Below are 22,937 nucleotides of genomic sequence, written 5' to 3'. Positions count from 1 at the left end.
ATGGAACGCACGTTTGGCAAATCCATGGTCTGGCTGCACAGCTGGGCCGGCGTCATCCTGGGCAGCGTGCTGTTCGCCATTTTCTGGATGGGCACCCTGAGCGTCTTCGACGCCGAAATCGACCGCTGGATGATGCCGCAAACGCGGCTGGCGCCCGCCACGCAGCCACTCTCCCTCGACCGCATTGCCCGCACCGTGCTGCCTGCCGTGCCGGCCGGCGCCAGCCAGTGGCGCGTCGACCTGCCCACGCCACGCGAACCGACCTTGGGGTTTTCCTATCGCCTCGGCAAAAACAGCGTGGCGCACCAGCTCGATCCCGCCGGCCATGCCTTTATCCCTGACCAGGGAACGGCAGGGGGATCGGGCTTTATCTTTCCGTTTCACTACAGCCTGCACCTGACATGGCTGGACCTGGGCAAATGGCTGGTGGGACTGGCAGCGATGGCGATGCTGGTGCTGCTCGTTTCCGGCGTCGTCATCCACAAGAAAATCGTCGCGCAATTCTTCACGTTTCGCCCCCGCAAGCGGCTGCAGCGCAGCGCGCTGGACCTGCATAACCTGAGCGGCCTGGCGGCGCTGCCGTTTCATTTCCTGATCACCTTGTCCGGATTGATCATTTTCATCACGATCTACTTTCCGCAGGCGCACGAAGCCACGTATGGCAGCGGCGAACAGGCCAAGGGCGCCTTCATGGCGCAAGCGTATGGCCGCTTCAAACGCCCCAAAACGGGACAGCCCGGCACGCTGGCGTCGATCGACGCCATGGCCAGGCTGGCCGAACGCGAATGGCATGGCGGACAGCCGTATTTCATGCGCGTCTGGCACCCGGGCGACGCCAACAGCTACGTCGAGCTGCGCCGTTCGTATACGGGCGATATCACGATGAACCTGGACCAATTGTATTTTGACGCCGGCACGGGCGCGCTGCTGCAGCGTTTCCAGGCCGCGCCCGTGATGACGGCGCAGCGTGTCATGTCCGGCCTGCATTTCATCCGCTTCAACCACTGGACCTTGCGCTGGCTGTACTTCCTGGGCGGCCTCTCCGGCTGCCTGCTGATCGCCACAGGCTACCTGTTCTGGCTGGAGGGACGCCGCGCGCGGCACGCCAGGCAAGGGCTACACGGCGTGCGCGTGGTGGAGGGACTGGCCATCGGCAGCGTGACGGGCATCATGCTGGCCACGCTGGCCTTCTTCGTTGCCAACCGCCTGTTGCCGCTCGACGCCGCCATGGCCGGCATGCCGCGTGCCAGCCTGGAAATGGCAGCTTTCTACGTGGTCTGGGTGGCCGCCTTCCTGCACGCCTGGCTGCGCGCTGGCCGTGCCTGGCGCGAACAGGCCTGGCTGATCGCCGCCATGGCGCTGCTGGCTGTACTGCTGAACTGGCTGACCACGGGCGACCATCCGCTCCACGCGCTGGCCACGGGCCAGCATGCCGTGGCCGGCATGGATCTGCTGCTACTGGCGACGGCCGTGCTGGCCGCAGCCAGCGCACGCCGCCTGGGCCGCAAAGCGGGGAAAGGCTCGCATGCTTGAACTGTTACTGAGCTGCGCTGCCGCAGCAGGCATCTACCTGGCATTTGCCTTGCTTGCACTATCACAAGAAGAACATTGGGCAGCGAGCGTCGGCACGCAGCCCGCCCCGCCATCGGCCCGGCTGCGCCGCCGCTGGCGCTACGCGGCCGGCACCACCCTGGCACTGGCCGGCGCACTGTGTGTGGCGGGTCACGGCAGCGGCTTTGGCCTGTTGCTATGGGTACTGATGATGGGCGCCGGCATCATGGCCGTGGCCTTCACGCTCAGCTGGAAGCCCCATTGGCTGCGCGGCATCGCGCAAGGCGCAGGCAAATTCGCACCACGCTGAGACCAGCGATGCGGCTAAACCAATAGAAGAAACAACGCGAGGAAAATCTTGGTGCGGCTGGCGGGGATCGAACCCACGACCCTTGGCTTCGGAGGCCAATACTCTATCCACTGAGCTACAGCCGCGTAGGGGGAATTTCTGAAGTGATGCGAAGGATACCGTTTTTCTTTACCTACGTCTACGGAAACTGTCGTATCGCTGGCAATTGCATGTCGCTGCTCAATTTTTGTGCCTATAATTGTGGGTTTCACAAAGGTTTACATCCAAGCATGTAAAAATGCTACCTTACACGGCCATCAGTTTCAAATCTGGACTAAGGACATCATGAGCGACGCACATAACGAACAACAATCAGCGATCAAAACGCCTAAGCAATTGCTTGCCGCCGTAGCTGGCTTCTTCCTCGTCACCGTCATCGGCATCATCTTGCTGGTGCAGTTCGTCACGGCGCAAAAACTGACGGGTGCAGGGACGGAAAGCCAGTCGCCGGAAGCCATTGCCGAGCGCCTGAGCCCCGTGGCCAACGCCGGCTTTACCTTCAAGGATGCCAGCGGTCCGAAGGTGCTGCAAGGCGGCGAAGCCGTGTACACGGCCACCTGCGTGGCATGCCATGGCGCCGGCGTGGCCGGTGCACCGAAGTTTGGCGATGCGGGCAGCTGGTCGGCCCGTCTGGCCCAGGGCTACGATACGGTCCTGAAGCACGCCATCGAAGGCTTGCGCGCGATGCCGGCCAAGGGCGGCAATCCTGACCTCGACGATGTAGAAGTGGCGCGCGCCGTGGTCTACATGGCCAACGCTTCGGGCGGCAAGTTCAAGGAACCGGAAGTGCCGGCACCGGCCGCAGCCGCTGACGGCGCTGGCGCACCAGCGGAAGAAGCCAAGAAATAAGCGCGATGCCGCTTCAGGCGGCGCGTTGAAGCGGCTCCCAAAGGCTGCCGCAGATGTGAAAAAGCCGCCCGGTTCAACTGAACCGGGCGGCTTTTTTAATGTCCGTGCGCGGCGCGCTACAGCTTGAATGCGCCGATGATCTGTTCGAGCTTGGCCGTCTGCTCCTGCATCGAATGGGCTGCCGCTGCCGCCTGCTCCACCAGCGCGGCATTTTGCTGGGTGGTGTCGTCGAGCTGAACGATGGCCTGGTTGACCTGGCCGATGCCCGTTTCCTGCTCCTGGCTGGCCAGCAGGATCTCGCCGATGATGTTGGCAACCTTGTCGGTGCCGGCGACGATCTCGTGCATGGTGGCGCCAGCCTGGTCGACCAGCTTGGTACCGGCGTTGACGTTGTGCACCGATTCAACGATCAGCGCGCCGATCTCCTTGGCCGCCGTGGCCGAGCGGTGCGCCAGGTTGCGTACCTCGGAAGCCACCACGGCAAAGCCGCGGCCCTGTTCGCCGGCCCGGGCCGCCTCGACGGCCGCGTTCAACGCCAGGATGTTGGTCTGGAACGCAATCCCGTCGATGACGCTGATAATGTCGGCAATCTTCTTCGACGAGTGTTCGATCGCACCCATCGTTTCGACCACCTGCGTCACCACCGCGCCGCCCCGCGCCGCCACCTTCGAGGCGTCCAGCGCCAGCCGGTTGGCTTCCTGGCCGCTGCTGACGTTCTGCCTGACGGTGCCGGTCAACTCCTCCATCGACGCGGCGGTCTGCTCGAGCGCGCTGGCCTGGCTTTCGGTACGGGCCGACAGATCCTGGTTGCCGCTGGCGATTTCACGCGAAGCGAGCGCGATCGACGCCGTGCTGGTGCCGATTTCGCGCATCATCTGCTGCAGCCGTTCGATGAAGGCGTTGAAGCTGCCGGCCACATCGTTGAACTCGCTGCCACCGCCGCCTGGCAGGCGCCGCGTCAGGTCGGCGTCGCCAGCCGACAGCGCGTCGATATTGCTCTTGAGTACGCCCAGGCGTCCCATGAACAGGCGGATGCTGCCGATGAACATGGCCAGCAGCAGCAGGGCGATGGGGATCTGCACCATGCCCAGCTTGCTCAAGATGCGGTCGCTTTGCTCGGTCAGCTGACTGGTCGGCAAACCGGTCGCCAGCACCCACGGACTGCCCGGTATCGCCTTCAGAAACAGCGTGTGGGGCGTGCCGTCGCTGCGATACTCCGATTCGGCCACGCCCTGCGCATCGAGCTTGGGCAGCAGGCGGCCGATTTCCGCTACCATCGGCGAACTGGACGCCAGATCCTCGACTTTCTTGAGTACGATCTCGTCCTTGATATACGTACTGTTGCTGATGATCTTGCCGTCGCGCTCCACGATCAGGATCTGGCCGTGGATCGTTTTCTCCATGTCGGCCACCAGGCGGTTGAAAAAACCCAGCGTGACATCGATGGTCGATACGCCGTACAACTCGTTGTCCTTGTAGATCGGCATGGCACAGTTGGTGCGCGGCTGCGCACTGGCGTCGTCCTTGTAAGCCTTGGCCCAGTCGCAATGGCCCTTGGCAGACTTGAGCCCGCCCAGATACCAGCTCTGCTCGAAGTACTTCAACGACTCCGGCGAGTTCCAGTGGGTGTTGACGACCAGTTTGTTGGACGCATCGCGGGCGAAAAAGGTGCTGAACTTGTCGCGCTCGGGATCGCGCTTTTTCGGCAGCGGCCAGATGCCGCCGCCAAACACATTCGGATCGGAATACTGGTCGACCAGCCCCGGCAGCAGGACGTCGATCGCGGCGCTGTCCATCAGCGCCACCGTCTGGGTGATGCTGCGCTGCTGCGCCTCCACCTGTCGCAACTGCTCGGTAATCCTGGTGGAAATTTTGCTGACATCAAAACCGACCACCATGCCCTCGGTGCGTTTCAAATCCGGCGTGACGAAAAAATGGATGACGGCCAGGGTCATGACCAGCAGCACCACAAAAACAAGACTGAACAGGGTGATAAAACGGGCTTGGCTCGTACGAAATATGTCTCTCACAATGTTTCCTTTTTGATGACACACGGGGCGCTACACAGGTTTATTATTGTTTTCATCCAGATATAGGCGCTTCAAACTTCGTTGTCAACGAGCAAGGAAAATCACCGGCGACGCACGCAACACTTCGCTGTATACGGCTGGCACGCAAGCAAAAAAAAATGCCGCCCGGCGCGAACCGGGCGGCATTGCTAAGTAACCCCCAATAAATTATTGTGATTTCTGACTTCCATAACCGGCGCTCTGCGGCGTTGCCCGCTGCTAGCAGTGCTCGCACTGCGTCGCAGCGGGCGCCTTGCATAGCATCCGGTTCTGTTCGTCATAAATTAACAATAATTTCCTGAGGATTACTTAGCGTATTTCTGTCCAGCCGAAAAAATGGTTTACCACATGATGACGCGGTCTTTCGGTGGCAGATACATCTTGTCGCCCGGTTTCACGTCGAAGGCCTGGTAGAAGCCGGGCTGGTTGCGCATGGTGCCGTTGGCGCGGAACTGGCCTGGTGAGTGCGGGTCCGTTTTCAGCAAGACCAGTTGCTGCGCTTCACGCATCTTCATGCGCCAGACCTGGGCAAAGCCCGCGTAGAAACGCTGTTCGCCGGTGAAACCGTCGATGACGGGGGCTTGCTTGCCATTCAGCGACAATTTGTACGCTTTATACGCGATCGCCACGCCGGAATTGTCGGCGATGTTTTCGCCCAGGGTCAGTTCGCCGTTGACGAAGTGGCCCTTGACGGGGCTGAAGCTGTTGTACTGCGCCACCAGCTGCTTGGTTTTCTTGGCGAAGTTTTTATGGTCGGCCTTGGTCCACCAGTCGCGCAGGTTGCCGTCGCCGTCGTACTGGGCGCCCTGGTCATCGAAACCGTGGCTGATTTCATGGCCGATCACGCCGCCGATGGCGCCATAGTTGACGGCGTCGTCCGCCTTGGCGTCGAAGAACGGCGCTTGCAGGATGGCGGCTGGGAAGACGATTTCGTTCAGTTCCGGGTTGTAATAGGCGTTCACGGTCTGCGGCGTCATGCCCCACTCGTCGCGGTCGATAGGCTGGCCCAGCTTATTCAATTCGCGGTTGTAGTTGAGCAAGTGCGAACGCTGGATGTTGCCAACCAGGTCGTCCGGCGCCACCGTCAGGCCCGAGTAATCGCGCCATTTGTTCGGATAGCCGATCTTGGTGGTGAACTTGGCCAGTTTAATTTGCGCCTGTTTCTTGGTGACGGGGCTCATCCAGTCGAGCTTGTCGATGCTTTGCTGGTAGGCCGTCATCAGGTTTTTCACCAGCGCTTCCATGCGCACCTTGCGCTCGGCGGGGAAATATTGCTCCACGTACAGCTGGCCCACGGCTTCGCCCAGCGCGCCTTCGACGGCGCCCACGCCACGCTTCCAGCGCGGACGCATTTCCGTCACGCCCGTCAGGGTGGTGCCGTAAAACGCGAAGTTTTCATCGACATACGCTTTCGGCAGGTAACCGGCATTGGCGTGCAGCAAGTGCCACTGGAAGTACGCTTTCCACGTCGCCAGCGGCGTCTTGTTGGCGATCTCTGCAAAACCTTTCAGGTAGCTGGGCTGGCTGACGATCACATAGCTGACCTTGCCGGCGATGCCCGTGTCCTTCAGGTAGCGGGCCCAGTCGTAGCCTGGCGCCATGGCGGCCAGTTTCGCCAGCTCCACCTTGTTATAGGTCTTGACGGGATCGCGGTTCTGCACATTGCTCCATTGCGCCTTGGCCAAGTCCGTTTCCAACGCCACAATGGCTTTCGCATTCGCGGCCGCATTCGCGTCGCCGGCCAGGCTGAGCATTTTTTCCACGTGGGCCAGGTATTTGGCACGCGTATCGGCCTTGCCCGCTTCCAGGTAGTAATCGCGGTCAGGCAAGCCCAGGCCGCTTTGCACGATGTCGGCCACGTATTTGGTGGAATCCTTGGCGTCCTGATGGATGGCGAAGTCGTACGGCGAGGTCACGCCCAGCTTGCTGAAGTGGGCGATGACGGCAGGCAACTCCGCCTTGTCCTGCAGCGCGGCGATCTTCGCCAGCTCCGCGTTCAAGGGCGTCAGGCCCAGGCTTTCCAGCTTGGCTTCATCCATGAAACTGTTATAAAAATCACCGATTTTCTGGGCATTCGAGCCGGCCGCGCGGGCCTTGTCGGCGCTAGCGCCTTCGACGATGCCGCGCAGCTGCGTTTGCGTATCGTCGGCCAGCTTGGCAAAGCTGCCCCAGCTCGACTTGTCGGCAGGGATCACGGTTTCCGCCAGCCATTTGCCATTCAGGTGCTGGAACAGGTCGTCCTGCGCGCGCACGGCAGGATCGACGTACTCGACGGCGATGCCGGACGTCAGCGCGGCGGCCGCGACGGCCGTGGCGGGAGCAGCAGCGGCTTTCTTGGCCGTATCAGCGGCGCCAGCCATGCCGGACACGCCAGCCAGCAAACTCAGGGTCAATGCACTTAACAAATAACGATTCACGGTTGTCCTCTATATTATATTGTGTGGAATATAAGGGTCAGAAGGCCCAGGGCTTCTGGCCCGGTTTTTGACTGTAGCATACCGGCTGAAATGACAGAAAAAACTTTGTCATGAATACAAAAAAGACCACGCAAGTGGTCCTTTTTGTTGTGACAAGATAACGTTTACATGACGTAGATCGGCTTAGCCCGGAGGGCGTAAGCCGACAACATGGTGAGCGCCATCGGTATGTCGGATGACACTTACCAGATGATCACGCGGTTTTCCGGCGCCACATACATCTTGTCGCCCGGTTTCACGCCAAACGCTTCATAGAAGCCAGGCTGGTTGACCATGGTGCCATTCGCGCGGTACTGGCCCGGCGAATGCGGGTCGGTCTTGATCTGCACGATTTGCTGCGCTTCGCGCATCTTGCTGCGCCATACCTGGCCAAAGCCCATGTAGAAGCGCTGGTCGCCCGTCAAGCCATCGAGCACGGGCGCCGGCTTGCCGCCCAGCGAGATCTTGTAGGCTTTATAGGCGATCGCCACGCCCGAGTTGTCGGCGATGTTCTCGCCCAGGGTCAGCGCGCCATTGACGTGGTAGCCAGGCAATGGGCTGTAGCCATCGTACTGCTTGGTCAGCGCATCGGCCTTGGCGGCGAAGTTCTTGCGGTCAGCCGGGGTCCACCAGTCGCGCAGATTGCCGTCGCCATCGGACTGGCTGCCCTTGTCATCGAAGCCGTGGCTGATTTCATGGCCGATGACGGCGCCGATGGCGCCATAGTTGACGGCGTCGTCCGCGTTGGCGTCGAAGAACGGCGGCTGCAGGATGGAGGCGGGGAAGACGATTTCATTCATCGTCGAGCTGTAATAGGCGTTCACCGTCTGCGGCGTCATGCCCCACTCTTCGCGGTCGATCGGTTTGCCCAGCTTGGCCACCTGGCGCGCGGAGCTGAAATTGGCAGCGCGCATCATGTTGCCCACCAGGTCGCCCTGGACGATTTGCAGCTTCGTGTAATCGCGCCATTTGTTCGGATACGCGATCTTCGGCGTGAACTTGGCCAGCTTGGCTTGCGCTTCTTTCTTGGTGTCAAGGCTCATCCAGTCCAGCGTGTCGATGCTGTCCTTGTAGGCGGCCAGCACGTTTTTCACCAGTTCCTGCATGTGCGCCTTGCGCTCTGCAGGGAAATATTGCGCGACATACAGTTTGCCAACGGCTTCGCCCAGCACGCCTTCGACGGCGCCCACGCCACGCTTCCAGCGCGGCTGGTTTTCCGTCACGCCGCTGAGTACCGTGCCGTAGAAGGCAAAGCTTTCGTCGACGAAGTTTTTCGACAGGTAGCTGGCATAGCTGCGCAGCAACTGCCATTCGAAGTACGCTTTCAGGGTGTCCAGGTCGGTGCTAGCCAGCACCTTGTTGTAGCCGGCCAGGTAGCTCGGCTGGTTGACGATGACGTAATCGACCTTGTTGGCAATGCCCAGGGCAGCCAGGCCGGACTTCAGGTCGTAGCCGGGGGTCAGGTCATTGAGCTTGTTGATGTCGGTCTTGTTGTAGCGTTTCACGGGATCGCGGTTCTCGACCTTGGTCCATTGCGCTTCGGCCAGCGATGTTTCCAGGGCCACCACCGCCTTGGCGCGCGCGGCGGCGTTCTTGTCGCCCGCCATGGCCAGCATCTTTTCCACGTGTGCCTGGTATTTCTCTTTGACGCCAGCCTGCTTGGCTTCCAGGTAGTAATCGCGGTCTGGCATGCCCAGGCCGCTTTGGCTCACGTAGGCGGCATATTTCGTTGAGGCACGCGCATCCTGGCCCACATACACGGCGTACGGGGTCGACACGCCCGTCTGGCTCAGGTGGGCGATCAGGGCGGGCACGCCCTTCTTGTCGCGCAGCGAGCGGATGCGGTTCAGTTCGCCGGCCAGCGGCTTCGTGCCCAGTGCATCGAGCTTGGCTTCATCCATGTAGCTGGCGTACAGGTCGCTGATTTTCTGCGCTTCGGAACCGGCCTTCTTGTGCTTGTCCTGTTGCGTCGCTTCGATGATGCCGCGCAACTGTGGCGTGGTGTCATCGCGCAGCTTGGCGAACGAACCCCAGCTCGACTTGTCGGCAGGAATCTCGGCCGTGGCCAGCCACTTGCCATTCAAATGGGTGAAAAAGTCGTCCTGCACGCGCACGGCAGGGTCGATGTACTGCACGTCGATGCCGGAAACGACGCCAGCGGCGGCACGCGCGGAAGGTGCGACACTGGGTACCACGGTCGGGGCGGCCACGGCGGATACGGGTTCGGCGGCATGGGCAAACGCAGCCAGCAGGGTCAGGGTCAGACTGCTCAAGAGATAGCGATTCACGGATTGTCCTTATGGGGCATGTCAAAAAGACCGGGCATATAGCTGCGGGCGGATAGCCCGCCGCGCCAGGCGCTGCAGGAATGTAGCACGCGAGCATGCCCTTTGACCATCTTTGCCCCTCAGTTGCCGGGCAACGTCATGCCGGCGCCGCCGCTACCCATGCTCACGCCCGCGCCGCCCATGCCTCCCTTGCCGCCCTTGCGCCCGCCGTGTTCGCCAGCGGGCGCGCCGCGCGATTCACTGCGGGGCGCGGCGGCGTCCATCACGCGCGCCATCTGCCCGGCGATGAACTGGGCCACCATCTGGCGCTGCTGCTCGTCCAGGGCATCGTTGACGCTCAGCCACCATTCGCGTAGCTGCTTTTCTTCGGCCAGGCTCTGCGTGCTTTCCGTGTCCAGGCCCGCGAGCAAGTCGCGCAACTCCAGCCGGGGCGCCTGCAAGCCCTGCGTCACGCCCGCTTGCAGGCGTTCGCGGCGCGCCTTGCGTTCGCGCAAGAGTTGACGGGTTTTTCCTTCCACCTGCTGCCACAAGGTGGTTTGATTCGCATTGAGTTTCAATTCCGTCCTGAAGTCGGACGCCATCGGCAACAAGTCTTCCAGGCGCATCTCGGCAATCGGCACGGCCGAGGCCGTCACGGCGGTGGTGCCCAGCAGGAAAGCCAGGCCGAGGCGGCGCAAGGCGGGGGAAAAGATCAGCGAGGTCATGGGGGCTCCGGATAAAAAAAAGCCTGCGTCCGCAGACGCAGGCAAAACCACTTCGGGTCGAGAATGCGAGTCCACTATAGGGCCGCCGCACACGCTTTTTTTCGACTCTTACAAATGCTTACTCCCCTCAAGAGTAACTATACATCGCATACAAAGCCGCAACATATGGCAAGCTGACAGCCCCGTTTTCGCGCGTAGACTGGGGCGAGGTACGCTTTTTCCACGGCCGGCCCACGCCGGCAGAGATTCAGGTCTATACTTTCAGGAAAGCGCCGCTCCACGGGGACTGGCGCTTGTGCAAGACACGCTAGCTGCAAAGGTGCAATGATGGGCAAACTCAAAAATACCGGCTTGATCGGCCTGGGCGTGGTGGCCGGCGTCGCCGTGTCGCTGCAATTTTCGGCCATGGCGCAAAAGACCGTCGAGCCGCCCCTGCCGCTGGAAGAGTTGCGCCAGCTGGCCGATGTGTTTGGCCTGATCAAGTCCGATTACGTCGAGCCGGTGGAAGACAAAAAATTGCTGGAAGACGCCATTTCCGGCATGGTCGCCTCGCTCGACCCCCATTCCGCCTACCTCGACAAGAAAGCCTACGCCGAGCTGCGCGAAGGCTCCGAAGGCAAGTTCGTCGGCCTGGGCATTGAAATTGGCCTGAGCGAAGACGGCTACATCAAGATCGTCTCGCCCATCGAGGATTCACCCGCCTACCGCGCCGGCATCAAGGCCGGCGATTTGATTACTCGCCTCGACGGCCAGCCCGTGAAAGGCGTCAGCCTGGACGACAACGTCAAGCGCATGCGCGGCGAACCGGGCACCAAGGTGTCGCTGACCATTGCCCGCAAGGATGAACCGCAGCCGCTGGCCTTCACCATCACGCGCGAGGAAATCCATCAAAAGAGCGTGAAAGCGAAGATGGTCGAACCGGGCTACGCCTGGCTGCGCGTGTCGCAATTCCAGGAACCGACCGTCGACGACATGGCCGCGCAGATCACGGCGCTGTACCAGCAAGATCCAAACATCAAGGGCATGGTGCTGGACCTGCGCAACGATCCGGGCGGCGTGCTGCAAGGCGCCATCGGCGTCTCGGCTGCCTTCCTGCCGAAGGACGCGGCGATTGTCTCGACCAACGGCCAGTTGCCGGACTCGAAACAGGTGTTCTATGGCCGCGCCGAATACTATACCTTCCGCGCGGAAGGCGATGCGCTGGCGAAATTGCCGGCCGCTATCAAGAAAGTGCCGCTGGTGGTGCTGGTCAACACGGGTTCGGCCTCGGCCTCGGAAATCGTCGCCGGTGCCCTGCAGGATTACCAGCGCGCCACCATCATCGGCACGCCAACCTTCGGCAAGGGTTCCGTGCAAACCATCCGCCAGCTGACGGCCGACACGGCCGTCAAACTGACGACGGCCCGCTACTACACGCCGAAAGGCCGCTCGATCCAGGCCAAGGGCATCGTGCCCGACCTGCTGGTCGATGAAAATGCGGACGGCGACGGCCTGAACGGCTTGCGCATCCGCGAAGCGGACCTGACCAAGCACCTGAGCAACGACCGTGACCAGGAAAGTGCTAAAGCTGCCCCCGTCAACGACGAGATGGAAGAGCAATTGCGCATCATTGCCCTGGAAAAGACCCGCAAGCCGCTGGAATTTGGCAGCAAGGACGATTTTCAATTGCACCAGGCGCTGAACCACCTGAAGGGTTTACCAGTCCAGCTGGCCAAGGCCGAACCGGTGGTGGTGCAGGCCGACGTCAAGAAAGAACAGAAGAAGTAAGCAACATCGCCAGCAGCACAGCGGGGGGCGCAATGCCCCCCGGTAAGCCGTCCACGCGACAAAAATCAATCTTCCGCCACACTTCCCCCTCCCCCGCAACACGAAACTCTCTACAGTCGAGCCCGTTTGTGTAAAATTTGCTTCACTTATCGGCAGCGCGCCGATTGCCAAATTTGAAAGTTTAACCATGAAACAAGTCGTCATCAGCGGTACCGGACTGTACACGCCGCCATTTTCGATCTCCAACGAAGAGCTGGTCATCTGCTTCAATGCTTACGCGGAAAAGTTCAATGCCGATCACGCCGACGCGATCGCCGCAGGCACGGTGACGGCGCTGGAGCTGTCGAGCGTGGCCTTCATCGAAAAGGCGTCCGGCATCAAGTCGCGCTTCGTGATGGAAAAGGAAGGCATCCTCGATCCGGCGCGCATGGTCTCGCGCATCCCGGAACGGGGCGATGACGAACTGTCCTTGCAGGCGGAAATGGCGGTCGCCGCCGCGCGCGATGCGCTGACGCGCGCCGGCCGCACGCCGGCCGACATCGACATGGTGCTGGTGGCGTGCAGCAATATGCAGCGCGCCTATCCCGCCATGGCGGTGGAAGTGCAGGATGCGCTGGGCATCGACGGGTATGGTTTTGACATGAACGTGGCGTGTTCGTCCGCCACCTTCGGCATCCAGCAAGCCGTGGCCGCCGTGCAAAGCGGCCAGGCGCGCGCCGTGCTGGTCTTGAATCCCGAAATCACCAGCGGCCACCTGAACTGGCGCGACCGCGACAGCCATTTCATTTTCGGCGACGCCTGCACCGCCATCATCGTCGAAGCCAAGGACACGGCCGTCTCTACGCACCAGTTCGAGATCATCGGCACGGAACTCAAAACGCGCTTCTCTAACGCCATCCGCAACAATTTCGGCTTCCTCAACCGTTTTGACGAGTCCGGCGTGGGCAAAGCCGACAAATTGTTCCGCCAGCAAGGCCGCAAAGTCTTCAAGGAAGTGTGCCCGATGGCGGCCGAGATGATCAAGGCGACCCTGGCCAAGGCCGGCGTGGAAGTGGCGCAAGTCTCCCGCTACTGGCTGCACCAGGCCAACCTGAACATGAACCTGCTGATCGCGCGCCTGATCCTGGGCCGCGACGCCGAAGCCAACGAAGCGCCCGTGATCCTCGACACCTACGCCAACACTTCATCGGCCGGTTCCATCATTGCCTTCCATAAATATCAGGATGATATGGCGGCGGGCGACATGGGCGTCATCTGCTCGTTCGGCGCCGGCTATTCCATCGGCTGCGTGGTCGTGCGCAAGGTGTAAGCATTGGGAGCGGGATGCGCCTGATTGCCTCAATTAGACGCAGATCGCAGTCGATGGCATGTGTTCGGTGCCACCTGGACGAAGATATAGCGCAAATTTTTTGTAAAAAAAGCGGCAGGAAAATTCCAGCCGCAGCTTTGTTGCGTTTATACTCGATCGCTGAACACCCTCTTTTTCCATCCGCACGTCCCCATAAGGAACCCACCACGCATGCCCCATGACATCAGTCTGATCACCACCATCGCTGCAGCCCTCGGGTTCGGCCTCATCTTCGGCTTCATCGCCGCGCGCCTGAAACTGCCGGCATTGGTCGGCTATCTGGCCGCCGGCATCATCATCGGACCGGCCACGCCCGGTTTTGTGGCGAATGCGGAAATTGCGGGGCAATTGGCGGAGATCGGGGTGATGCTGATGATGTTCGGTGTCGGCCTGCACTTTTCCATCGACGATTTGTGGGACGTGCGCAAGATTGCGCTGCCCGGCGCCATCTTGCAGATCGGCGTCGCCACGGCGATGGGCATGGGCCTGGCCCACTGGTGGGGCTGGACCCTCGGTGGCGGACTGGTCTTTGGCTTGGCCCTGTCCGTGGCCAGTACCGTGGTGCTGCTGCGCGCGCTGGAAGAACGGGGCATCCTCGACTCGCTCAATGGCCGCATCGCCGTCGGCTGGCTGGTGGTGGAAGACCTCGTCACGGTATTGGTGCTGGTGCTGCTGCCGGCGTTCGCCGGTGTGCTCGGTGGCAAGGTCGCGCCGGATGCCGAGGCCACCAGCCTGTGGCAAACCCTGGCCGTGACCCTGGGACAAGTGGCCGGTTTCATCATCTTCATGCTGGTGGTGGGCCGCAAGCTGTTCCCGTGGATTTTGTGGCAAGTGGCGCGCACCGGTTCGCGCGAACTGTTTACCCTGTGCGTGATCGCCGCCGCCGTTGGCATCGCCTACGCTTCCACCAAGCTGTTCGGCGTGTCGTTCGCGCTGGGCGCCTTCTTCGCCGGCATGGTGCTGCGCGAATCCGAACTGAGCCACCGCGCCGCGGAAGAGTCCCTGCCCCTGCGCGACGCGTTTGCCGTGCTGTTCTTCGTTTCCGTCGGCATGCTGTTCGAGCCGAATATCCTCATCGACAAGCCGCTGCAGGTGCTGGCCGTGTGCGCCATCATTATCTTCGGCAAGTCGATCGCCGCCTTTTTACTGGTGATGGCCCTGCGCTATCCGCCGAAAACCGCCATCATCGTCTCGGCCAGCTTGGCGCAGATCGGCGAATTCTCGTTCATCCTGGCGGCCTTGGGCCTCTCCCTGGGCCTGATGCCGCAGGAAGGGCAAAGCCTGATCCTGGCCGGCGCCATCCTGTCCATCGCCCTCAACCCGCTCGTGTTCAGCATGGCCAAGCCGCTGCTGCGCGTGATCGGCAACAGCGATTTTGCGCGCAAGTTCGAACGCACCACCGACCCGCTGGCCGAGCTGCCGATGACAGTGCCGCAGGAAAAGCTGTCGGGCCAGATCGTGCTGGTCGGCTATGGCCGCGTGGGCCGGCGCATCGCCGCCGCCCTGATGGAGCGGGGCATCCACTTTGTCGTGGCCGAGGAAAACCGCGAAATCGTCGACCAGCTGCGCAAGCAGGGCATTCCGGCCGTGGCCGGCAATGCGGGCGAACCGGCGGTATTGATCCAGGCGCACATCACGCACGCCACCATGCTCGTCATCGCCACGCCGGACACCTTCCACGTGCGCGCCATGATCGAGACGGCGCGCGCGCTGAACCCCGCCATCCTGACGGTGGTGCGCACGCACAGCGAGGAAGAGGCGGAATTGCTGCGCGCGGAAAACGCGGGCAAGGTCTTCATTGGCGAGCACGAGCTGGCCAATGGCATGGCCGAGCACGTGCTGCAGAGTTTTGAGGCGGCCAGCAAGGGCCACGGCGCGCATTAAGCCAGCACCCTTTCCGTCCTGCAAGCCAAGCCTGCCCGCTTCCCAGCCGGCAGGCTTTCTTTTTACAGGCTGGCGGCCAGCTCCGCGCCTTCCCGTATGGCCCGCTTGGCATCGAGTTCCGCCGCCAGCGCGGCACCGCCGATTTTATGGAAGCGCGGGCCGCCCGCCTGTAAGGGCTTGCCATCCTTGTCGACTGGCGGCATGAGTTCCGTCAAACTGTCCTGGCCCGCGCAGATGACCACGTTGTCCACCGCCAGCAGGCGCTGCTCGCCGCCCACGGTGATGTGCAAGCCCTGCGCGTCGATCTTGTCGTAGCTTACGCCGGCCAGCATGGCCACGCCATTGCGCGCCAGGGCCGCGCGGTGTACCCAGCCCGAGGTCTTGCCCAGGCCCGCGCCCACTTTCGATGTCTTGCGCTGCAACAGGAAAATCTGCCGCACGGGCGCAGGCGCCACGGGGGCCACCAGGCCGCCACCGGTGGCCGCATTCAAGTCCACGCCCCACTCGCCCGCCCAGGTCGCCACGGATTGCGGCAGCGGGTGCGCCGGGTCGTGCAGCAGATATTCCCCCACGTCGAAGCCGATGCCGCCCGCGCCGATGATGGCCACGCGCGCGCCGACGGGTTTCTTGGCTTGCAGCACATCCAGATACGACAGCACTTTCGGATGCTCGATGCCGGGAATGGCCGGCAGGCGCATCTTGATGCCGGTGGCGACGATGACGTCGTCATAGCCGCCGGCCAGCAATTGCTCGCGCGTCACGCGCTGCCCCAGGCGCAGCTTGACTTCCAGCAGCGCCAGCCGGCGGGCAAAGTAGCGGATGGTTTCCGTAAATTCTTCCTTGCCCGGTATCTGCATGGCCACCTTGAACTGGCCGCCCACGCTGTCGCTGCTGTCGAACAGGGTCACTGCGTGCCCGCATTCGGCGGCCACGCAGGCGGCCGACAGGCCGGCCGGCCCGGCGCCGACGACGGCCACCCGGCGCGGCACGGCCTTTTTCGCGTACACGAGTTCCGTTTCATGGCAGGCGCGCGGGTTGACCAGACAGCTGGCGCGCTTGTTGGCAAAGGTGTGGTCCAGACACGCCTGGTTGCAGCCGATGCAGGTGTTGATTTCGTCGGCGCGGCCTGAAGCGGCCTTGGCGACAAAGTCAGGGTCGGCCAGGAAGGGGCGCGCCATCGACACCAGGTCGCAGTCGCCGCGTTCCAGGATGGCGTTCGCTTCGTGCGGCATGTTGATGCGGTTCGAGGCCACCACGGGAATGGTGACTTCGCGGCGCAGCCGGCCCGCCACGCTGGCAAAGGCGGCGCGCGGCACGGAGGTGACGATGGTGGGCACCCTTGCCTCATGCCAGCCGAAGCCCGTATTGAGAATGGTCACGCCGGCCTGCTCCAGCGCCTTGGCGACCGTCACCACGTCATCCCAGGTATTGCCGCCCTCGACCAGGTCGAGCAGGGAATGGCGGTACATGATGATGAAGTTGGGGCCGACGGCGGCGCGGATGCGGCGCACGATCTCCACCGGCAGGCGCATGCGGTTCTCGATCGTGCCGCCCCAGCGGTCCTGGCGCAGATTCGTGCGCGCGCACAGGAACTGGTTCAATAAATAGCCTTCGCTGCCCATCACTTCGATGCCGTCGTAGCCCGCCTTTTGCGCCAGGCGCGCGCAGCGCACGTAGTCGCAGATGGTGCGCTCGATGCCCCGCTCGCTCAGGGGACGGGGGCGGAAGGGCGAGATCGGCGATTTTTTCGCCGATGCCGAGACGACGAACGGCTGATAGCCATAGCGGCCCGCATGCAGGATCTGCATGACGATCTTGCCACCCTCCTCGTGCACGGCGCGCGTCACCTTGCGGTGGTTCGGCACGTCGCCGAGGAAATTCAAAGTGCCGCCGAACGGCAGCAACCAGCCCTGGCGGTTTGGCGAGATACCGCCCGTGACGATCAGACCCACGCCACCGCGTGCCCGCTCGCGGTAAAACGCGGCCAGCTTGCCATAATGATAAAAACGGTCTTCCAGGCCCGTATGCATGGACCCCATGATGACGCGGTTGCGCAAAGAGGTAAAACCCAGGTCGAGCGGGGCCAGCAGATGGGGATAGGCAGTCATGGTCAGTCCGATAGATGGTGGTATGCAGGCCGTACGGTAACAAGCATTGCTGGCCAGCGCAGCGACTTTCTCTAGACCGGGAGTTCTAAATCGACGGGCGCGCCCGCCGGCGATGGGTACAGCTTGTGCCGGGCGCTACTTTCCCGTAGGCTAGGTGGCATGACGCGACTCTTCCTCTGCCTGCTGATGCTGTGCGCCGTCCCCGCTACCGCGCTGGCACAGGCGATACGCATGGACAAGCTGAAGGTCGAGGTCAAGCGCATCGAGGTCGACGGGCAGCGCATGTATGAAGTCGATGCCAGCGGCAGCGTGCAGGCGCCGCCGGCGTCCGTGTGGAAAACCTTGACGACCTACGAGCGCATGCATGAATTCGTGCCCGACCTCAGTTCCTGCCGCGTGCTGTCGCGCAACGGCAATGAAATCATCATCGAACAGCAGGGCATGGCGCGCTTCCTGTTCATGAACCACCCCATTCACCTGGTAGTGCGGGCCACGGAAACGCCGTTTACGGCCATCGATATCGCCCTCATTTCGGGCGACATGCGGCATTACGAATCGCGCTGGAATTTGTATCCCATCCCCGAGACGGGCGGCACACGCATCGTCTTTTCCAGCCGGCTGATGCCGGGCTTCTATGTGCCCGGCATGCTGGGCACGACCATGATACGCGGCGATATCGAGCGCATGATGGCGGCTGTGCTGGCTCGCATCGACAGCCAGCACGCCGATAAATCCGGATAACTCCGGCGCAGTTACGCCAGATACGTGTCGCGGTCGCGGATTTCCGCAAAGTTTTCCAGGCTGCCCAGTTTGACTGTGACGGGATTCAGGCTGGCCTGCGGCTGCATCGAGCGCCAGGCGAACAGCCATTCCTGCTCGGGCGCTTCGGCGCGCGTCTTGGTGAAGGTAGCGCCCAGGGCCGCGCGCTGGCCGTATTCGACGACGCCGTCGATGCCGGCCCAGCTGGGCAAAGTGCGCTGCACGGCGCGGTGCAGGCGTTCGCCGAATTCTTCCGTATTATGGATGATCAAACAGGCGTCAGCCGGGGCGAACAGGTCGAACAGGTGCTGGTCCCATACTTGCGAAAAGCTGAGGGTCAGGCAATTGCCCGCTGGTATCAGACGGAACTGGCCCAGGCTCAGCGCCAGCTCGAGTTCGCTGCGCTGGCCGTAGCGGTGCAGGGTGGGGGGACGTTTGTAATCGTGCATGCTGGACTCGTTCTTCAATAGTAGGGTAAAACCGGCGCGGCCGCTTAACGGGGCGGGCGGATATGGCGCCGGATGCGCTGGGCCCTGGCTGCCAGGTAAATTTCGCGCAGTAAGTAAATAAAACAGCCGATCAGGCAAATCACGGCCAGCACAAAGAAGGCCGCGATGTATTTGTCCAGCGTCAGGTTCATAATATCGCCCAGAAACAGCATGGCGATGATGACGCAGACGAAAAAACCGCAGGCCGTGCTGAGCGAAATCGAATAATTGATCAGATGGGTACGCGTATAGAGCGTATCTAACTCATCCATGTAGAAATCGTTGTAACCGATGTCCAGCCGGTCTTCCAGCACGCGCGTGCGGTCGATGATGCGGCCGAGGCGGTTGGTCAGCACGACCAGCATGGTGCCGATGCCGGTCAGCAGGAAAACCGGCGCAATCGCCAGCTGGATGATATGGCCGATGTCGCCGATCTGTATGTTCATGGGTAAAAAAAGGTAAGGTCGCACTGCCGCCCGCGGAAGGCGGCGGCACAGGCGCTAGTGTAGCAGGTGGCGCACGCCGGCTGGCCGCTTTGCCAACCGACGTGTTGTAACGTCATGCGAAGCCGCGCCCCGGGACGAAGCGCTCGGTGGCGCGCACCAGCGCCGAAGCGATGCCGTGCTCGAGCGCGCCATGGCCCGCGTCCGGTATCATCTCCAGCTGCGCGCCGGGCCAGGCCTGCTGCAGGCGATAGGCCGACAGCGGCGGGCAGATGGCGTCGTAGCGTCCCTGCACGATGACGGCTGGCAAGTGCGCGATGCGCCCCATGTTGCGGATCAGCTGGTCTTCCTCGAAGAAACCGAGATTGGCCATGTAATGCGATTCGAGCCTGCCCACGCCCAGATCCAGCGCATCGTTCGGCGCATCTTCCGGCTGCGGCATCAGGTACACGCGGCGCCCCTCGAAGCGGCTCCAGGCGCGCGCGGCAGGCCAGTACACGGCAGGATCGCTGCTGAGGATGCGTTGCACGTAGGCGGCCAGCAAGTCACCCCGCTCCTCTGGCGGAATCGGCGCGGCAAATTCTGCGTACAGTTCCGGATAGAACCAGCGTACGCCTTCGATGAACCAGTCGATTTCCGCCTGCGTGCACAAAAAGATGCCGCGCAGCACGAAACCGAGGCAAGCTGCCGGATGCGCCTGGCCATACGCCAGCGCCAGGGTCGAACCCCAGGAGCCGCCAAACACCAGCCATTGATCGATGCCGAACTGGGCGCGCAGCACTTCGATATCGTCGATCAGCAACTGCGTCGTGTTGTTGCGCCATTCGCCCAGCGGCGTGGACTTGCCGGCGCCGCGCTGGTCGAACAGGATCACGCGGTAGCGCTGCGGATCGAAGAAGCGGCGGTGCTGCGGCGACAGGCCCGCGCCGGGGCCGCCATGCAGGAACAGCACGGGAATGCCATCGGGATTGCCGCACTCTTCCCAATAAATGGTGTGCAGGTCATCGACCGCCAGCATGCCGTGCCGGTTCGGCGTCAGGGCGGGAAACAGGGGCGACAGGGAATCGGGCATGGCGAGCGGTCCTTGGAATGGCGGTCAGGGCGCCAGGCACGATTCCTGGCAACTGTCCCAATTATAGTGTGCCCCCGGCGCCTCAGGCCAGCAGCAAGGGCAGGCGGTTCGACGACTTGATTTCGCGCATCGACAGGCTGGACTGGATTTCCGCCACGCCGGGCAGGCGGCGCAACACCGTCGAGACGAATTCGCCATACGCTTCCAGGTCGCGCGCCACCACTTGCAGGAAATAATCGGCTTCGCCCGCCACATTGTGGCACGACAATATCTCGGGAATCGTCGCGATGGCTTGCTCGAACTGCGACGGCTGCTCGCCGCCATGGTTGGCAAACACGACCCGTACAAATGCCACCAGGCCGATGCCCAGCTTCTTGCGGTTGAGCAAAGCCTGGTAGCCGGTGATAAAACCTTCCTCTTCCAGGCGGCGCAGGCGGCGCCAGACGGGGGTTTCACTGAGCTTCAAGCGCTCGGCCAGGCGCGCGTTGGACAGCCTTCCTTCATCCTGCAACAGCCTGAGTATTTGCAAATCGGTGGCGTCGAGGCTAACTTCTGAAATTTTCATCTATTTTTTGTTTTTATAGGAGTGGAATCTACCCGAATACTAGGGCATGCCGGGCAGGAAAAGCAAGCACATTTCATCGCGACAAGAACATAATGGGGCCCGGCGAGCATGCGGCAAACTGCCGTTGCTCCCGCCCTTATTTTTTGCCTGTGACCGAGCTGCGCCATGTCCGATTCTACCTTCCTGATGTACCTGCTGGCACTGGCCGGCGCCTTTTTATTACCGGGCCCCGACATGGCGCTGGTGCTGGCGACGGGCGCCGCGCGCGGCGTGGCCACGGCGCTGGTGACGGCGCTGGGCATTGCCGGGGCGCGCGCCGTGCACGTGGCGCTGTCGGGCGCGGGCCTGGCGGCGCTGATGGTGACGCATCCGCAAGCCTTGCAGTGGGTCAAATGGGCGGGCGCCGCGTATCTGCTGTACCTGGCGCTGCGCCTGCTGCAGTCGGCCCTGTCGACAAGAACGGCACAGGAAGAAGCCGCCCCCGCCACGGCGCACGGCGCCCGCGCCAGCCTGGTGCGCGGCTTCCTGACGAATCTGCTCAATCCGAAGGCACTGCTGTTTTGCAGCATGTTCCTGCCGCAATTCGTCGTCGGCAGCGAGCAGGTCGGCATGCAATACCTGCGTCTGGGCGCCGTCCTGGTGCTGGTGGGCTTGCTGTTCGATGCCCTGTACGCCGTACTGGCCGCACGCCTGGCGCGCCGCCTGCGCGGTAAACCTTCGCCTTACGGCAAGTTCGTGCTGCCCACCGTCTTCGTGCTGCTGGCCGGGCGGCTGGTGCTGGGCTGAACTTCAGGCGCAAGCGTCGCCCCGCCGGCAAAAAAGGCGGGGTAGTCGTGCAACAGGCTACGCTCCAAATCGTTGACCTTGCGAAATTGCCGCAGCGACGGCGCCATGACCCGGCCCGCATCCCAGCTGCGCCAGGCGTTCGGCGCATCGAATTGCGCCAGCAAGGCGTCGCCCAGGTCCTGGTACACGGCCGCCATGTGCGGCTTCGCCTGCAGTACTTGCAGATACAGCGCGGTCGCTTCGGGCCATTGCCCCAGCTTGGCACGCAAATTCCCCTCGAACAAGGCCAGTACGGGCTGGTCCAGCCCCGTTTGCTTCCTGGATGCCTGCACGGTGGCCAGCGCGGCCGCGATGCCTGCCTGGTCCTTGGCCAGCAGCCCCCGCGTCAAGTCGTGGATGGGCTCGCACTCCTGCATGGCCAGTTGCTGCTGGGGCGTGAGTTTTTCCACCAGCGCCCCCGTGGAAAAATGATCTTCCAGCATGCTCAGGAAGGCGTCAAAGGGTTTCTCTTCCGCAAACAGACGCTCCGCTTCGGCCCGCAGCGCTGGATGCGCCTGAGGTCCCAGCGGCGGCAGCCGCGCCGCCTGCGCCAGCACTCTTTCAAGCGGGGAGGCATCGGCCGCCAGCGGGCGTGGCCGGTAGGCGGCCAGGGAATACGTGGCCGGCGCATCCATGACAAGCCGGCTGATACGGAAATGGCGCGTGACCTTGCCGCCCACCTCCTGGTAGTGCAAGGTGAATGCGGCGGGAATGCGCTTGCCGCCGGCCAGCATTTTCAATACCAGCGGGTGGCCGCCCCAGGTGTAGCGCAAGTACTGGGCAAACGCCACGGCATCGTCGCCGCTGACGGGGCTGCCGGCTATTCCCAGGCGCAGCAGGGGCTGCTCATCGAGCGACCACAGTACGGCGCCGTCGAGCACCTGGGGCAGCAGCGCATTGCGCCGCCTGGCCGCCGGCACGGACAGCGATTGCTCCTCGTACACGAGCGGCGTGACGTGGGCTTGCAAGCCGCCAGCCTGGAGCGCGCCGGCCATGCCCTTGCGGTGTCCTATCTCGAAACGGCGAAAACCCGCCACGTCGAACAACGAATACGTGTCGTAGGTGGAGGCCGCCGTATCGATGACGTGGCGGCGGCGCGTGGCAAAGTCGAGCACGGACAAGCTCTTGCCATCACGCACGCTGATGAAATGTTCGCCCAGCACCACATCGCTGTCCTGCGTATCGCGCGCGGGCAGGCTGGTTTTCACGCCGGGCTTGTTGACGCGCTCGGTAGTCACCGTGACGTGGAACGCGACGCTGGCCTGGGCCGCGCTGGCGCCCAGGAACAGGATGACGGCCACGCTGGCGCGGCGCAAGGCAGGAACAAGGGTCATGGGGAGTGATGCGATGAAGAAATGCTGATTCTAAGGCAAAGCACGCGCTTGTCCCGTTTTGCTCGCCAGCCTAAAAAA

General features: G+C 62.6%; 18 protein-coding genes and 1 tRNA gene. 8 read left to right on the top strand and 11 right to left on the bottom strand.

Going from position 1 to position 22,937, the window contains the following annotated elements; genetic code table 11:
* Positions 1 to 1,533 (top strand): PepSY-associated TM helix domain-containing protein, encoded by a 1,533-nt coding sequence (locus tag ACP7EG_RS08770; RefSeq protein WP_426087324.1) that lies wholly within the window; start codon positions 1 to 3, stop codon positions 1,531 to 1,533.
* Positions 1,526 to 1,861 (top strand): DUF3325 domain-containing protein, encoded by a 336-nt coding sequence (locus tag ACP7EG_RS08765; RefSeq protein WP_426087323.1) that lies wholly within the window; start codon positions 1,526 to 1,528, stop codon positions 1,859 to 1,861. Before ACP7EG_RS08770 ends, ACP7EG_RS08765 begins: the two co-directional genes overlap by 8 nt.
* Before the next feature lie 49 nt (positions 1,862 to 1,910).
* On the opposite strand, the gene ACP7EG_RS08760 is transcribed toward ACP7EG_RS08765, so the two are convergent.
* Positions 1,911 to 1,986 (bottom strand) — tRNA-Arg (locus ACP7EG_RS08760).
* 199 nt (positions 1,987 to 2,185) lie between these two features.
* On the opposite strand from ACP7EG_RS08760, the gene ACP7EG_RS08755 reads away from it, so the two are divergent.
* Positions 2,186 to 2,749 carry a c-type cytochrome gene (locus tag ACP7EG_RS08755; RefSeq protein WP_426087322.1) on the top strand — a complete coding sequence of 188 codons (564 nt, stop codon included), beginning with the start codon at positions 2,186 to 2,188 and terminating at the stop codon, positions 2,747 to 2,749.
* Between the two features lie 116 nt (positions 2,750 to 2,865).
* Here ACP7EG_RS08755 and ACP7EG_RS08750 read toward each other — a convergent pair whose 3' ends face one another.
* From ACP7EG_RS08750 to ACP7EG_RS08735, 4 genes are all read right to left on the bottom strand, one after another.
* On the bottom strand, positions 2,866 to 4,770 hold the full coding sequence (locus tag ACP7EG_RS08750) for a methyl-accepting chemotaxis protein (RefSeq protein ID WP_116745815.1): 1,905 nt from the start codon (positions 4,768 to 4,770) through the stop codon (positions 2,866 to 2,868).
* Positions 4,771 to 5,159: 389 nt separating this feature from the next.
* Positions 5,160 to 7,235, bottom strand: a complete 2,076-nt coding sequence (locus ACP7EG_RS08745; RefSeq protein WP_426087321.1) for a M13 family metallopeptidase — start codon at positions 7,233 to 7,235, stop codon at positions 5,160 to 5,162.
* Between the two features lie 242 nt (positions 7,236 to 7,477).
* Positions 7,478 to 9,562 carry a M13 family metallopeptidase gene (locus tag ACP7EG_RS08740; RefSeq protein ID WP_426087320.1) on the bottom strand — a complete coding sequence of 695 codons (2,085 nt, stop codon included), beginning with the start codon at positions 9,560 to 9,562 and terminating at the stop codon, positions 7,478 to 7,480.
* A gap of 119 nt (positions 9,563 to 9,681) precedes the next feature.
* Positions 9,682 to 10,266 (bottom strand): hypothetical protein, encoded by a 585-nt coding sequence (locus ACP7EG_RS08735; protein ID WP_426087319.1) that lies wholly within the window; start codon positions 10,264 to 10,266, stop codon positions 9,682 to 9,684.
* A 324-nt stretch (positions 10,267 to 10,590) separates the two neighbouring features.
* Here ACP7EG_RS08735 and ACP7EG_RS08730 point away from each other — a divergent pair, with 324 nt between their 5' ends.
* The 3 genes from ACP7EG_RS08730 (at position 10,591) to ybaL (ending at position 15,265) form a co-directional block, all read left to right on the top strand.
* Positions 10,591 to 12,033 (top strand): S41 family peptidase, encoded by a 1,443-nt coding sequence (locus tag ACP7EG_RS08730; RefSeq protein WP_426087318.1) that lies wholly within the window; start codon positions 10,591 to 10,593, stop codon positions 12,031 to 12,033.
* Between the two features lie 187 nt (positions 12,034 to 12,220).
* Entirely contained in the window at positions 12,221 to 13,342 is a 1,122-nt protein-coding gene (locus tag ACP7EG_RS08725; protein WP_426087317.1) for a beta-ketoacyl-ACP synthase III, read from the top strand.
* Between the two features lie 210 nt (positions 13,343 to 13,552).
* Complete coding sequence (gene ybaL / locus ACP7EG_RS08720) at positions 13,553 to 15,265, top strand: YbaL family putative K(+) efflux transporter (RefSeq protein WP_426087316.1); 1,713 nt, start codon at positions 13,553 to 13,555, stop codon at positions 15,263 to 15,265.
* Positions 15,266 to 15,327: 62 nt separating this feature from the next.
* Here the strand turns inward: ybaL and ACP7EG_RS08715 are convergent, their stop codons facing one another.
* A complete protein-coding gene (locus tag ACP7EG_RS08715) occupies positions 15,328 to 17,373 on the bottom strand; it encodes an FAD-dependent oxidoreductase (RefSeq protein ID WP_426087315.1) in 2,046 nt (681 codons plus the stop codon).
* A gap of 159 nt (positions 17,374 to 17,532) precedes the next feature.
* On the opposite strand from ACP7EG_RS08715, the gene ACP7EG_RS08710 reads away from it, so the two are divergent.
* On the top strand, positions 17,533 to 18,114 hold the full coding sequence (locus tag ACP7EG_RS08710) for an SRPBCC family protein (RefSeq protein ID WP_426087314.1): 582 nt from the start codon (positions 17,533 to 17,535) through the stop codon (positions 18,112 to 18,114).
* A gap of 11 nt (positions 18,115 to 18,125) precedes the next feature.
* Here ACP7EG_RS08710 and ACP7EG_RS08705 read toward each other — a convergent pair whose 3' ends face one another.
* The 4 genes from ACP7EG_RS08705 to ACP7EG_RS08690 form a co-directional block, all read right to left on the bottom strand.
* Complete coding sequence (locus ACP7EG_RS08705) at positions 18,126 to 18,581, bottom strand: hypothetical protein (RefSeq protein WP_426087313.1); 456 nt, start codon at positions 18,579 to 18,581, stop codon at positions 18,126 to 18,128.
* A 44-nt stretch (positions 18,582 to 18,625) separates the two neighbouring features.
* On the bottom strand, positions 18,626 to 19,066 hold the full coding sequence (locus tag ACP7EG_RS08700) for a DUF2721 domain-containing protein (protein WP_096233094.1): 441 nt from the start codon (positions 19,064 to 19,066) through the stop codon (positions 18,626 to 18,628).
* A gap of 112 nt (positions 19,067 to 19,178) precedes the next feature.
* A complete protein-coding gene (pip, locus tag ACP7EG_RS08695; RefSeq protein WP_298403766.1) occupies positions 19,179 to 20,135 on the bottom strand; it encodes a prolyl aminopeptidase in 957 nt (318 codons plus the stop codon).
* 82 nt (positions 20,136 to 20,217) lie between these two features.
* Positions 20,218 to 20,700, bottom strand: a complete 483-nt coding sequence (locus tag ACP7EG_RS08690) for an Lrp/AsnC family transcriptional regulator (protein ID WP_034752896.1) — start codon at positions 20,698 to 20,700, stop codon at positions 20,218 to 20,220.
* A gap of 165 nt (positions 20,701 to 20,865) precedes the next feature.
* Between ACP7EG_RS08690 and ACP7EG_RS08685 the strand changes: the two genes are divergently transcribed.
* On the top strand, positions 20,866 to 21,486 hold the full coding sequence (locus ACP7EG_RS08685) for a LysE family translocator (protein WP_426087312.1): 621 nt from the start codon (positions 20,866 to 20,868) through the stop codon (positions 21,484 to 21,486).
* Here ACP7EG_RS08685 and ACP7EG_RS08680 read toward each other — a convergent pair.
* Complete coding sequence (locus tag ACP7EG_RS08680) at positions 21,423 to 22,859, bottom strand: hypothetical protein (protein WP_426087311.1); 1,437 nt, start codon at positions 22,857 to 22,859, stop codon at positions 21,423 to 21,425. The genes ACP7EG_RS08685 and ACP7EG_RS08680 overlap by 64 nt on opposite strands.
* Between the last annotated feature and the right edge of the window lie 78 nt (positions 22,860 to 22,937).

Source organism: Janthinobacterium sp. PSPC1-1, assembly GCF_049897625.1.
In the GTDB taxonomy this organism is placed as follows: Bacteria; Pseudomonadota; Gammaproteobacteria; order Burkholderiales; family Burkholderiaceae_D; genus Janthinobacterium; species Janthinobacterium tructae.
Note: the sequence above shows the minus strand (reverse complement) of the source record. Positions and strands in the feature narration are given on the sequence as shown.